Below are 12,301 nucleotides of genomic sequence, written 5' to 3'. Positions count from 1 at the left end.
GTCCTGGTCCGGCCTGCTGCCGGGCCGACTGGCCTCGGCCACGATATCGGGACGCGCCACACCGTCGTGAGCCGCCGTGCAGAAGGCATCAAGGGCTCTACGCTGACGCCATGTCAAAGACTCGGATGCGTACCGCCCTCGTCGCCCTCGCCACCGGCGCTGTGATCAGCAGCCTCACCGGCTGCTCGATCTCGCGCGACGAGCCCGACGCCTCCCCCGGAACCAGTACCGAGGAGCCGGCAGCCACCGAGGAGCCGACCGCCGACGCGACGCCGGAGCCGACCGCGACCGTCACCGTGACCCCTTCGGCCGAGCCGACCCCCGCTGCCACCAAGACCCCGGCGCCCGCGGCCACCCCCCAGGCGGCCCTGCTCAGCGCGGCGGAGATGCCCCGGCTGAACCCGGGCTCGAAGTGGACCCAGCGGCGCACCGGCCCGGCCGGCCAGGAGCCCTTCGGGCTGTGCCAGAAGTTCGACCTCCTCACCATCGGAGCCCTGACCGCGGTCGAGCGCACCTACGCCTCGGGCAAGGACACCGCCGGGCAGCAGGTCGCGGAGTTCCCGGACGCCAAGAACGCGATGCGCGCCAGCAAGGTCGTCGAGGCCTGGCAGCGCGACTGCGCGGGCCGCGTGAAGGGTCAGGGCGTGAAGGTGCGGCCGATCACCGACGTGGCCGTCCCGCACGGCAAGGGCTGGTCCTACCTGGTCACCTACGAGCGCGCCGGTGCCGGCCAGGTCCACTCCCTGGGAGCCGTGCTCTCCGGGACCCGGATGAGCCTGGTCCGGATCGACCACGCCGGGCAGGACCACAACTACGGGCCCGGCAAGGACCCGGTGCAGCTGGCCGTCAAGGCGGTCTCTGCAAAACTCGGTTGACATGAGTTCGGAGCGTCACCACCACCGGCCCCGGTTGCCGGGGGCCAAGCACTTCGAGGCCCTCGAGGACCACGTCGACCCCGCCGCGCTCAGCGAGGCGGCGGACCGGGCCGCCGGCGCGCTGGTGCGTGGCGCTCGTGACCAGGTCGACGAGGAGCTGGTCGCCCGGGTCATCCACCTCGCCGACTCCGAGGGCCTCGAGACGCTGGCCGAGCTGTGGTCGGGCGCCCCTGCCGACTCCCTGGCCGGATCCCTGTGGCGCCTCTACCTGCTCCGCAGCTGGGTGTACGCCGACCCGGCGACCGCCGCCAGCGAGTTCGACCGGGGCCGGGCCAGTGCCCCGGTCGCGGAGGTCATCTCCGGCGTGGTGGAGCCTCCCGGTCCAGACGAGGTGCGGGCCCTGGTCGACGAGGTGCTCAGCGGCGTCGTGGTCGGTGACTTCGCCGACACCCTGTTCCGGGCGGCCGCCTTCGCCAGGGTCGCGGCCGCCGGCCGGGTGCAGCGCACCTCCGAGCGTGAGCATTCCCACGCCTCCCACGCCTCCGACGTGTCGGCGGCACGCCTGCTCACGCTGGCTGACCAGCTGCAACGGGCCGCTCACCTCGAGCTCGCCGGCAAACTGGCCTGAGCGGAACTCCACGCGACGTGGTCCGGGCTTGTAGCATCGGGCGTGCGCCGGGCCGTGGCAGCCCCGGGTCCCAAATGAAGCCGCTACGAGCGGCCACGCGCCGTGAGGCGCTCCCGGTCCGGCGCTCTACTTCTCCCCGACGTGGAGGTTCGCGATGCGGTTCCACCTCCCCCGCATCCGCGCCGTGCGCCCGATCGTGCCCCCGATCGGGCCGAGCCTGCGCAGGACGCAGACCCGCCGGGCAGCGCCCCGCGCCGACCCCGCAGCGGGCTACGCACCCCGCCAGGACGGCCGGCCCGACCCGGGCGAGGTGGTGTGGGCCTGGGTCCCCTACGAGGAGGACCCGCAACGGGGCAAGGACCGACCGGTGCTGGTCATCGCTCGCGACGGAGATCAGCTCCTCGCCCTGCCGATGACCTCGCGCGACCACGACGTGGACGCGGCCCAGGAGTCACGCGACGGCCGGGAGTGGATGGACATCGGCACCGGCACCTGGGACTCCCGCCGCCGCCCGAGCGAGGTCCGGCTCAACCGCGTGCTGCACCTCGAGGAGCAGTCAGTACGCCGCGAGGGCGCCGCGATCCCCGGCGACCTGTTCCGAGCAGTGCTCGAGGCCGCCCGCCCCTATCTGTGAGGGCTGGTTGCGACAGGCTCAACCGGCGTGGGGCTCCGCGCCTCACCCCAGCGCCTTCCGGATCCGCGCGTCGGAGACCGGCTGCGCGGTGCCCAGGCTCTGCGCCCACAGCGAGACCCGGTACTCCTCGAGCATCCAGCGCACCCGGCGCAGGTCGGCGCCCATCGGACGCCCCTCGGGGAGGGCGTCGACGCGGTGCTGCCAGGGCCGCTGCAGCTCCTGGACGCGGTCCATCAGCTCACGGTCGCGTGCCTGCTCCGGCAGCCGCTCGATCCGGGCGGCCATCGCCTTGAGGTAGCGGGGGTACTCCCGCAGCGCCGCGGACCCCGCCTCGGCGATGAACCCGGGGTGCACCAGCCGCTCGAGCTGCCCCCGGAGGTCGGTCATCGCCGGCAGCAGCGCCATGTCCACCCGTCCGTGCAGCGACTTCTCCACCGGGCGCCACTCGGCCAGCACCCGGATCACCAGCTGGAGCACCGTGGCGGCCGCCTCCGGCAGGGTGGCCCGCGCCTGGTCGAGCAGCGCGGAGAAGGCCTCGGGGTCCCGGACCGGGGGGTTGCGGTCCACCAGGTCGCCCACGGCGGCGCTCACGCAGTCCTCGACCAGCGCCCGGACGTTGGGGTAGGGAGAGGCCGCCAGGCCGAGCTTGGCGGTGTTGTCCAGTACCTCGATGAGCGTGGCGGCCGGTGAGCGCACCGCCAGGAGCACCAGGCGGCGTACACCGAGCCGGTGGTAGGCCTCCTGCTCGTCGGGCGTCGCCGCGATCCGCAGTCCCACGGTGGCGCCCTCGTCGACCAGGGCGGGGTAGCCGCGGACCTCGTGCCCGGCGCGGGTCTGGGTGAACGAGGGGGCGATCGTGCCGAAGGTCCACTCGGTCTGCCCGGTCGCGGTCACCCCGGACTCCTCGGCGACCTGGCGCATCGCCCGGTCGAACGAGGGACGCAGCGGCTGCTTGAGCGCCTCGAGGTCCTTGCCGGTCGCGACCTCCTGGCCGGTGTCGTCGACCACGCGGAAGGACGGGCGCAGGTGGTCGGGCACCTTCTCCGGGTCCCAGGCGGTCTCGGGGACGTGCACCCCCGACAGCGAGCGCAGGTAGCGCGACAGCGCGGTGAGCAGCGGCTCCTCCCCCGGCGGGACGTCCTCGAGGAAGCGGCGCGCCACGTCGGGTGCCGGGACGAAGTTCACCCGCAGCTTCTTGGGCAGCGAACGGATCAGCGCGGTGACCAGGTCCTGGCGCAGGCCCGGGACGTTCCAGGTGAACGGCGCCGACCCGACGGTGTTCAGCGTGGCCACGGGGACGTCGATCGTGACGCCGTCGGCCTCGTGGCCCGGCTCGAAGTGGTAGCGCAGCGGCAGGGTCAGCGCGCCCTCGTGCCACTCGTCGGGGAAGTCCCCGGCGCGCACCTCCTCGGCGCGGTCGTGCACCAGCATCGAGGGGTCGAAGGTGAGCAGGTCGGGGCGGGTACGACGCTCCTGCTTCCACCAGGTGTCGAAGTGGGCACCGGAGACGACGGAGGCGGGGATCCTGGCGTCGTAGAAGTCGAACAGGGTCTCCTCGTCGACCACGATGTCGTGGCGGCGGGCGCGGTGCTCGAGCTCCTCGGCCTCCTCCAGCAGGCGCCGGTTGGTCTCGAAGAACCGGTGCCGGGCACGCCACTCCCCCTGCACCAACGCGTGCCGGATGAACAGCTCGCGGGCGACGTCGGGCTGGTGCCGCCCCAGGGGCACCGAGCGGTCGGCGACCAGCGGTACGCCGTACAGGGTGACCCGCTCGTGGGCCATCGCCGACTCTCGCTTCTTCGACCAGTGCGGCTCGGAGTAGGTGCGCTTGACCAGGTCCCCGCCGAGGCGTTCGGCCCACGCGGGGTCGATGGCCGCGTTCTGCCGCCCCCACAACCGCGAGGTCTCCACCAGCTCGGCGGACATCACCAGGTCGGGCTGCGACTTGAACAGGCCCGATCCGGGGAAGATCGCGAACCGGGTGCCACGGGCGCCGAGGTAGTCGCGGCGCTCCACGTCGCGCAGGCCGATGTGGGACAGCAGCCCGGACAGCAGCGCCTGGTGGATCGCGTCACCGTCGGGGGCCTCGCCGTCGCTGGCGGACCTGCCGGTCGTGAGGCCCACCTGCCTGGCCACCTGGCGCAGCTGGGACTCGAAGTCCTGCCACTCCCGGATCCGCAGGTAGTTGAGGTGCTCCTCGCGACACATCCGCCGGAACGCGCTCGAGCCCATCTCCTGCTGCTTCTCGCGCAGGTAGCGCCACAGGTTGAGCCAGGCCATGAAGTCCGAGCGCGGGTCGCGGAAGCGCGCGTGCAGCTGGTCGGCCCGGGCACGCTTCTCCACCGGGCGCTCGCGGGGGTCCTGGATCGAGAGCGCCGCCGTGATCACGAGTACGTCGGGCAGGCACCCGAGCCGGTCCGCCTCGAGGATCATCCGGGCCAGCCGGGGGTCGATCGGCAGCCGAGCGAGCTTGCGGCCCACGCCGGTGAGCCGCGGTCCCTTGCGGGACGCGGGCGCCGTGGGGACCAGCGCGCCGAGCTCCTCGAGCAGCTGGACGCCGGCGCGTACGGCGCGGTTGTCGGGCGGGTCGACGAACGGGAACTGCTCGACCTGGCCCAGGCCGAGCGAGGTCATCTGCAGGATGACGCTGGCCAGGGAGGTACGCAGGATCTCCGGCTCGGTGAACTCCGAGCGGCCGAGGAAGTCCTCCTCGCTGTAGAGCCGGATCGCCACGCCCGGCTCGACCCGTCCCGAACGTCCCGAGCGCTGCTGGGCCGAGGCCTGGCTGATCGGCTCGATCGGCAGCCGCTGCACCTTGGTCCGCGAGGACCATCGGCTGATCCGGGCCAGGCCCGTGTCGATGACGCCGGTGATCCCGGGGACGGTCAGCGAGGTCTCGGCGACGTTGGTGGACAGGATGACGCGGCGGCGGGTGTGCCGCTCGAAGACCCGGTGCTGCTCGGCCGAGGACAGGCGGGAGTACAGCGGCACGATGTCGAAGCCCCGGGGTCCCTGCGCCCGGCGCTTGAGGACGTCCTCGGTGTCGCGGATCTCGCGCTCGCCGGGGAGGAACACCAGGATGTCGCCGGGTGTGTCGGCGAGCAGCTCGACCACGGCGTCCTCGATCGCCTCGGTCTGGTCCCGGAAGACGCGGTCCCCCTCGGGGCTGTCGGGGTCGTCGTAGGACTCCTCGAGCAGCGGCCGGTAGCGGACCTCGACGGGGAAGGTGCGCCCGGAGACCTCGATGATCGGGGCCGGCTTGCCGTCCGCGTCGGCGAAGTTGCGCGCGAACCGCTCCGGGTCGATGGTCGCGGAGGTGATCACGACCTTGAGGTCGGGACGCTGCGGCAGCAGGCGGCGCAGGTAGCCGAGGAGGAAGTCGATGTTCAGGCTGCGCTCGTGCGCCTCGTCGATGATCAAGGTGTCGTAGCGCTTCAGCATCCGGTCGTGCTGGAGCTCGGCGAGCAGGATCCCGTCGGTCATCACCTTGACCCGGCTCTGCTTCGACGTACGGTCGGTGAACCGGACCTGGTAGCCGACGGTCTCCCCGAGCTCTTCGCCGAGTTCCTCGGCGATCCGCTCCGCGACGCTGCGGGCAGCGATCCGGCGCGGCTGGGTGTGCCCGATCATCCCGCCGCCGGGAGCGGTCGGGTCCCCGCGTCCGAGGGCGAGGCACATCTTGGGCAGCTGGGTGGTCTTCCCCGAGCCCGTCTCCCCCGCGACGATCACCACCTGGTGGTCACGGATCGCCTCGGCGATGTCGTCGCGACGGGCCGAGACCGGCAGGTCGGGAGGGAATTGGATGCGCACAGCCCCACCATTGTCCCTGTTTCCCGATCCGGTGCGGCACAGCCCGTCCCGCGCGGGGTTCACAGGGAAGTCACAGGCAACTCACGGGTCCCTGCTTTCGTGGGGAGGCACAGTTGACGCATGAGGAGGACGCCCGCCGAGCTGACCCGCGCGGACGGCACCCCGCTGCGGGTGCTGGTGGTCGACGACGAGGAGAACATCGCCGAGCTGCTGCGGATGGCGCTGCGCTACGAGGGCTGGGACGTCGAGGTCGCGCTCAACGGCAGCAAGGCCGTCAGCACCGCCAAGCGGCAGCGTCCCGACGCCGTCGTGCTCGACATGATGCTGCCCGACTTCGACGGCATGGAGGTGCTGCGCCGGCTCCGGACCGACCAGCCCGACGTACCGGTGCTGTTCCTCACCGCCCGCGACTCGGTCGAGGACCGGGTGGCCGGGCTGACCGCGGGCGGCGACGACTACGTCACCAAGCCGTTCTCGCTCGAGGAGGTCGTCGCCCGGCTGCGGGCCCTGATGCGGCGCGCCGGCGCACGCCAGGCGGAGAGCGACTCGGTCCTGCACGTCGGTGACCTCGCCCTCGACGAGGACAGCCACGAGGTGACCCGCGGCGGGGAGGAGATCTCCCTGACCGCGACCGAGTTCGAGCTGCTGCGCTTCCTGATGCGCAACCCGCGGCGCGTGCTGAGCAAGGCCCAGATCCTCGACCGGGTGTGGAACTACGACTTCGGCGGGCAGGCCAACGTGGTCGAGCTCTACATCTCCTACCTGCGCAAGAAGATCGACGCCGGCCGGGCACCGATGATCCACACCATGCGCGGGGCGGGCTACGTCCTCAAGCCCGCCGAACCGGCGCAGCGCGCCAACGACGGCTGAGCCGTGCGCGTCCCGAGGACGCTCAGCGCCCGCCTCGTGGCGACGGCGGTGCTGCTGGTCGCGGTCGTCTCGCTGCTGGTAGCCGCGGTCACCACACTGGCGATCCGCTCCTCGCTGATGGAGCGGCTCGATCAGCAGGTCGTCTCCTCGGTCGGCCGGCTGAGCGGCGAGGACCCGGGGTACGAGCGAGGGCCGGACAGGGGCCGGCCGTTGCCCGCCCCGAACAACCAGGGCCCGGGCACGCTGATCGCGATCGTGGACTCGCCGGCAGGGTCCGCCGGTGTCGTGCTGACCGAGCGCCGGGGAGGCGAGCGAGTCCTCTCCACCTCGACGCTGAAGAGGCTCGAGCACATCCCGGCGGACGGCGACGTCCACGGCGCCGACCTCCCGGCGGTGGGCTCCTACCGTCTCTCGGCCGCGCCGGGTCCCCAAGGGAGCCGGACGGTCAGCGGCCTCCCGACCAAGGAGGTCGACGAGACCGTGAACGCGCTGATCGGCTACGAGCTGCTGCTGATCACGCTCGGGGTGCTCGCCGCGGCCGGGCTCGGCACGCTGCTCGTACGACGCCAGCTGCGTCCGCTCAACGCGGTAGCGGAGACCGCCCACACCGTGGCGCAGCTGCCGCTGTCCTCCGGAGAGATCGACCTGACCGAACGCGTCCCGGCGGAGCTGACCGACGAGCGCACCGAGGTCGGGCGAGTGGGCTCCGCGCTGAACCTGCTGCTGGCCCACGTGGAGTCCTCGCTGGAGGCGCGGCAGCGCAGCGAGCAGCAGGTGCGCCAGTTCGTCGGGGACGCCTCGCACGAGCTGCGCACCCCGCTCGCCACGATCCACGGCTACGCCGAGCTGTCCCGCCGTACGCCGGACGACCCGGCTGCCCTGTCCGCGGCACTGGCCAAGGTCGAGACGGAGACGGAGCGGATGAGCAGCCTCGTCGAGGACCTGCTCCTCCTGGCGCGGTTGGACTCCGGTCGCCCCCTGGAACGCGTCGAGGTCGACCTCACCCGGCTCCTGCTCGAGTCCGTCGCCGACGCCCGCGTGCTGTCCCCGGACCACCGGTGGCAGCTCGAGCTCCCCGAGGAGCCGGTGACCGTCACCGGTGACGAGCGGCGCCTGCACCAGGTGGTCACCAACCTGCTCGGCAACGCCCGGCACCACACACCACCGGGGACGACCGTGACGGTCTCAGCACAGGTGGCCGACGACGGCGTCCGGATCCTGGTCCACGACGACGGTCCCGGACTGCCCGAGGGCCTCGCCCCACACGCCTTCGAGCGGTTCACCCGCGGCGACACCTCGCGCACGCGGGCCTCCGGCGGAGCCGGTCTCGGGCTCTCGCTGGTGGCGGCGATCGTCGCGGCCCACGGCGGGAGCGCCCACGTCGACTCCCGGCCCGGCAGCACCACCTTCAGTGTGCTCCTCCCCCGCTGAGCCGCCCCAGGGGAAGGCTCACAGCCAGGACACAGATCGGCCACACGGCAGCCGAAGGCCCGGATCGCACAGTGGCGCCATGGACACCACGAGCATCCTGCCGCGGCCCACCGGAGGGGACGCCACCCCCACCAGTCAAGGCTCCGGATCCACCCCCGGCCTGCTCCGCAGGCTGTGGCGCGGCCGCACCGACGACCCGGCGTGGGCCCGCCCGGCCCTGCTCGGCCTCCTGCTCGCCACCGGCGTGCTCTACGTGTGGGGCCTGGGCGAGAGCGGCTGGGCGAACTCCTTCTACTCGGCCGCCGTGCAGGCCGGCTCGGAGTCGTGGAAGGCCTTCTTCTTCGGCTCCAGCGACGCCGCCAACTCGATCACCGTGGACAAGACACCGCTGGCCCTGTGGCCGATGGCGCTGTCGGTGCGGTTGTTCGGGCTCTCCAGCTGGAGCATCCTCGTCCCCCAGGCCCTTGCGGGGATCGCCACGGTGGCGCTGCTGCACCACACCGTCCGGCGTACGACGGGCTCGGCAGCCGCGGGCCTGCTCGCCGGCACCGTGATGGCACTGACCCCGGTGGCGGCGCTGATGTTCCGGTTCAACAACCCCGACGCGCTGCTCACCCTGCTCCTCGTCGCTGCCGCCGCCGCGACCCTGCGCGCGATCGAGGCCACCCGCGGTCCGACCCGCCCCGGGGCCTCGACCGGTCACCCGCTGCGCTGGCTCGCACTGGCCGGCGCCCTGGTCGGCCTCGCGTTCCTCACCAAGATGCTGCAGGCGTTCCTGGTGCTGCCGGCCCTGGCACTGGCCTACCTGCTGTGCGCGCACACCTCCTGGGGCAAGCGTCTCGGCCACCTGCTGGTGGCGTTCGGCTCGATGCTGCTGGCCGGTGGCTGGTGGATCGCGGTCGTGGAGCTGTGGCCAGCCGCGAGCCGTCCCTGGATCGGTGGCTCGCAGAACAACTCGATCCTCGAGCTGACCCTCGGCTACAACGGGTTCGGCCGGCTGAACGGCAACGAGGTCGGCTCGGTCGGCGGTGGCCCGGGTCGAGGCTGGGGTGAGACCGGCCTCCTGCGGATGTTCGACAGCGAGATCGGCGGCCAGATCGCCTGGCTGCTCCCGGCAGCGCTGGTCCTGGGCATCGCAGCCCTGTGGTTCGGGCGTCGCCAGGTCAACCTCCGGGCCGCGGTGATCCTGTGGGGCACCTGGCTCCTGGTCACCGGCCTCACGTTCAGCCTGATGGCCGGCATCTTCCACGCCTACTACACCGTGGCCCTGGCCCCGGCCGTGGCCGCACTGGTCGCAATGGGCGCCTGGGTCCTCTGGCAGCACCGCGACTCACTCGTCGCCACCGGCGTGCTCTGCTTCACCGTCGCACTCACCTCGGCGCTCGCGTGGTTCCTGCTCGACCGGACACCCGACTACCTGCCCTGGCTGAAGTGGGCCGTGCTCGTCCTCGGCGCGCTCTCCGCGCTCGCCCTCGCGGGCGCCGGACAGCTACCCCGCCCGGTGGCCCTGGGCGCGGCCTGCCTCGCCGTCGTAGCCATGCTCGCGGGCCCGGCGGCGTACGCCGTGACCACCGCGGCCACCCCGCACACCGGCTCCATCCCCAGTGCGGGACCCGCGTCGCAGGGCGGTCCCGGCGGAGGCCCCGGCAGAGGACCCGGTGGGCGCGCCCCCGGCGGCATGCCCGGCGCGATGCCGGGCCAGCTACCGGGCGGCCAGGTACCGGGCGGCCAGGCCCAGAACGGCTCCATGGGCCGACCGCCCAGCAGCTTTATGGGCCAGGCACCCAGTCAGGGCGGTGGCATGGGTGGGCTGCTGCACGGCAGCACCTCCAGCGCCGCGGTGACCGAGCTGCTGCGCACCGACGCGGAGGCCTACACCTGGGCCGCGGCGGCAGTGGGGGCCAACCACGCCTCGGGCTACCAGCTGGCCAGCCAGGAGCCGGTGATGGCGATCGGCGGCTTCAACGGCAGTGACCCGAGCCCGACGCTGGAGCAGTTCCAGCGCTACGTCGCCGACGGCCGGATCCACTGGTTCATCGCCAACGGTGGTGGGCCCGGTGGTGGGCCCCGTGGTGGGCCCGGTGGTGAGGGCAACGAGATCACCGAGTGGGTCGAGGCCAACTTCACCGCCACCACCGTCGACGGAACCACGCTCTACGACCTGTCCGGAGGGATCCGGTGAGTGCCCTGATGCAGCCCATGCCCCCGCTCGAGTGCCCAGATGAGGGCCCGACGGCGACAGTCCTGGACGTGGTGATCCCGGTCCACGACGAGGAGCTCCAGCTCGAAGACTCGGTCGAGCGCGTGCTCGAGCACCTGCGGACGATGCCGTGGAGCTTCCGGATCACCATCGCCGACAACGCGAGCACCGACCACACCCCGGTGATCGCGCGCCGGTTGAGCCACACCCACCCCGAGGTGAGCGTGGTGCGCCTGACGCAGAAGGGGCGCGGGCGTGCCCTGAAGGCGGTGTGGGCCGCCTCGGCCAGCGAGGTTCTCGTCTACATGGACGTCGACCTCTCCACCGACCTCGCGGCGCTGCTGCCCCTGGTGGCGCCGCTGGTCAGTGGGCACTCCGACCTGGCGATCGGCTCGCGGCTCGACCGTGCGGCCCGGGTACGGCGGGGCGCCAAACGGGAGTTCATCTCGCGCAGCTACAACCAGATCCTGCGCCGGGTGCTGCGTGCCCGGTTCAGCGACGCCCAGTGCGGGTTCAAGGCGATCCGCCGTGACGCCGCCCGCGAGCTGCTCCCGCTGGTGGAGGACAACTCCTGGTTCTTCGACACCGAGCTGCTCGTCGTCGCGGAGCGGGCCGGCCTGCGGATCCACGAGGTCCCCGTCGACTGGACCGACGACCCGGACAGCAGCGTGGACCTCGTTCGCACCGCGGCCGAGGACCTCGCGGGCGTTGCCCGCCTGGGTCGCTCACTGGTCCTGGGCAGGCTGCCGCTGCGTGAGATCGGGGAACGGCTCGGGCGGACCAGCGCCGAGGCCGGCCGCGGCCGGCTCGGCATGCAGCTGGGGATCTTCTTGATGATCGGTGTGTGCTCGACGCTCGCCTACGCGCTGCTCTACCTCGGGCTGCGCCCGGTGGTGTCGCCGTGGACTGCGAACTTCACCGCCCTGCTGCTCACCGCTGTCGCCAACACGGCGGCGAACCGCCGGTTCACCTTCGGCGTGCGCGGCCCGCGCGACGTCGTACGCCACCACGTGCAGGGCCTGCTCATCTTCGGCGCCGGTCTGCTGGCCACCTCCGGGGCGCTGAGCGTGATGGCGGCCCTGGGTGCGCGCAGCGCCGGGCTCGAGGTCGTGGTGCTCACCGCGACCAACCTCGCCGTGACCGTGCTGCGGTTCGTGGCGATGCGGGTGTGGGTGTTCGCGCAGCGCCCGCGCCGGAGCGGGGCGCGCGCGGACCTCACTGCGCGCGGAACGGCGCCAGGATCCCCGGCAGTGACGCCGACAGGGTCACCAGCAGCTCCTCGCGAGTGATCCCCCGGGAGTCGCGGACCCACTCCAGGACGACGTCCTCGGTGAACGCGGCCCAGCCGTGCACCAGCAGGCGTACGCCGGGCGTGTCGGTGAGGCCCAGGGCCGCTGCCTCCTGCGCGACCGGGCCCTCGAAGAGCCGGTCGGTGAGCGCGGCGCGCGCGGTCTCGTAGATCTCCCGCAGGCCCTCGTGGCCGCCCGCCGCGCCGCGCAGCAGCGAGAGGTAGCCCTGGTAGTTCTCGGTGACGTAGTCGACGTAGCGCTCCAGGGAGCCGGCGAGCTGCTCCAGCGGGGTGCCCTCCCCCGTGGGCGCCGTGACCGCGAACAGCTCGTCGGCGGCCCGCTGCACCACGGCGGTGTGGAACTCCTGCTTGTTGCCGAAGTAGTGGTAGAGCAGGCCGCGGGAGATCCCCGCCTCCACGGCCAGCGCCTCGATGGAGAGGTCCTCCAGCGACCGCGTGGCGAACAGCTGGACACCGAGGTCGAGCAGCTGCTCGCGGCGACCGTCCTTGCTCATCCGGGTGCGGGGGGAGGACATGTGTCTCATCTTACTGAACATCCTTCAAT

At 72.6% G+C, this 12,301-nt stretch carries 9 protein-coding genes; 7 read left to right on the top strand and 2 right to left on the bottom strand.

Annotated elements, in window-relative coordinates; translation table 11 throughout:
* Positions 1 to 110 precede the first annotated feature (110 nt).
* From AC4BGC_RS07185 to AC4BGC_RS07175, 3 genes are all read left to right on the top strand, one after another.
* On the top strand, positions 111 to 875 hold the full coding sequence (locus tag AC4BGC_RS07185; RefSeq protein ID WP_490544603.1) for a hypothetical protein: 765 nt from the start codon (positions 111 to 113) through the stop codon (positions 873 to 875).
* A gap of 1 nt (position 876) precedes the next feature.
* Positions 877 to 1,503, top strand: coding sequence for a hypothetical protein (locus tag AC4BGC_RS07180; protein WP_490544605.1), 627 nt, complete (start codon positions 877 to 879; stop codon positions 1,501 to 1,503).
* A gap of 154 nt (positions 1,504 to 1,657) precedes the next feature.
* Positions 1,658 to 2,137: a type II toxin-antitoxin system PemK/MazF family toxin gene (locus tag AC4BGC_RS07175; protein ID WP_490554965.1), complete on the top strand. Its 480-nt coding sequence runs from the start codon at positions 1,658 to 1,660 to the stop codon at positions 2,135 to 2,137.
* A 42-nt stretch (positions 2,138 to 2,179) separates the two neighbouring features.
* Here the strand turns inward: AC4BGC_RS07175 and hrpA are convergent, their stop codons facing one another.
* Positions 2,180 to 5,947 (bottom strand): ATP-dependent RNA helicase HrpA, encoded by a 3,768-nt coding sequence (gene hrpA, locus AC4BGC_RS07170; protein WP_490554964.1) that lies wholly within the window; start codon positions 5,945 to 5,947, stop codon positions 2,180 to 2,182.
* Between the two features lie 120 nt (positions 5,948 to 6,067).
* On the opposite strand from hrpA, the gene AC4BGC_RS07165 reads away from it, so the two are divergent.
* The 4 genes from AC4BGC_RS07165 (at position 6,068) to AC4BGC_RS07150 (ending at position 11,737) form a co-directional block, all read left to right on the top strand.
* Positions 6,068 to 6,817: a response regulator transcription factor gene (locus AC4BGC_RS07165; protein ID WP_490554963.1), complete on the top strand. Its 750-nt coding sequence runs from the start codon at positions 6,068 to 6,070 to the stop codon at positions 6,815 to 6,817.
* Positions 6,818 to 6,820: 3 nt separating this feature from the next.
* On the top strand, positions 6,821 to 8,248 hold the full coding sequence (locus tag AC4BGC_RS07160; protein ID WP_490554962.1) for a sensor histidine kinase: 1,428 nt from the start codon (positions 6,821 to 6,823) through the stop codon (positions 8,246 to 8,248).
* 79 nt (positions 8,249 to 8,327) lie between these two features.
* The gene (locus AC4BGC_RS07155; protein WP_490554961.1) at positions 8,328 to 10,430 is read left to right on the top strand and encodes a mannosyltransferase YkcB-related protein; all 2,103 of its coding nucleotides are present in this window, start codon (positions 8,328 to 8,330) and stop codon (positions 10,428 to 10,430) included.
* Positions 10,431 to 10,438: 8 nt separating this feature from the next.
* Positions 10,439 to 11,737, top strand: a complete 1,299-nt coding sequence (locus AC4BGC_RS07150) for a bifunctional glycosyltransferase family 2/GtrA family protein (RefSeq protein ID WP_490554960.1) — start codon at positions 10,439 to 10,441, stop codon at positions 11,735 to 11,737.
* Here AC4BGC_RS07150 and AC4BGC_RS07145 read toward each other — a convergent pair.
* On the bottom strand, positions 11,664 to 12,272 hold the full coding sequence (locus AC4BGC_RS07145; protein ID WP_490544618.1) for a TetR/AcrR family transcriptional regulator: 609 nt from the start codon (positions 12,270 to 12,272) through the stop codon (positions 11,664 to 11,666). The genes AC4BGC_RS07150 and AC4BGC_RS07145 overlap by 74 nt on opposite strands.
* Positions 12,273 to 12,301: the final 29 nt, after the last annotated feature.

This window comes from Nocardioides sp. Z38_18, assembly GCF_058215695.1.
Note: the sequence above shows the minus strand (reverse complement) of the source record. Positions and strands in the feature narration are given on the sequence as shown.